Origin of the sequence: Nonomuraea mesophila (assembly GCF_004352805.1) — a bacterium.
GTDB classification, from domain to species: domain Bacteria; phylum Actinomycetota; class Actinomycetes; order Streptosporangiales; family Streptosporangiaceae; genus Nonomuraea; species Nonomuraea longispora.
In genome coordinates this window covers 1-352 of the sequence record NZ_SMLD01000423.1, presented here as the reverse complement: position 1 = coordinate 352, position 352 = coordinate 1, and the positions used below count along the sequence as shown (strand labels likewise).

Sequence of the window (352 nt, the reverse complement as noted above, 5' to 3'; positions counted from 1 at the left end):
AGTCCATTCAGGACGAGCTCGCGAGGTTGCTGGCTCCGGTGACCCCGCGCGAGGCGCAGGTGGCCTGGTATTCGACGGTGCGGCGGGAGTGGTTGTCCGGTTCTGAGGTGGACGGCGCGTACTGGTATGAGAACCTGCGGCAGACGGTGTGGTTCGCGTCGGCGGTCAGTGCTCTGGCGGAGTCGGGGCATCGGTTCTTCGTGGAGGCCAGCGCCCACCCGGTGTTGCAGATCGGCACCCGCGAGACGTTGGAGGAGTCGGGTGGCGAGGCGGTGTCGGTCGGCACGCTGCGCCGTGACGACGGTGGTCTGCGCCGGTTGTGGGCGAGCGCGGCCGAGCTGTGGGTACGCGG

Annotated in this window: 1 protein-coding gene; it reads left to right on the top strand. The window is 69.6% G+C overall.

The window, feature by feature from the left end; all coding sequences use genetic code 11:
• Positions 1-38: 38 nt before the first annotated feature.
• A partial coding sequence (locus tag E1295_RS48385; RefSeq protein ID WP_246081272.1) for an acyltransferase domain-containing protein occupies positions 39-352 on the top strand: 314 nt, incomplete at its 3' end.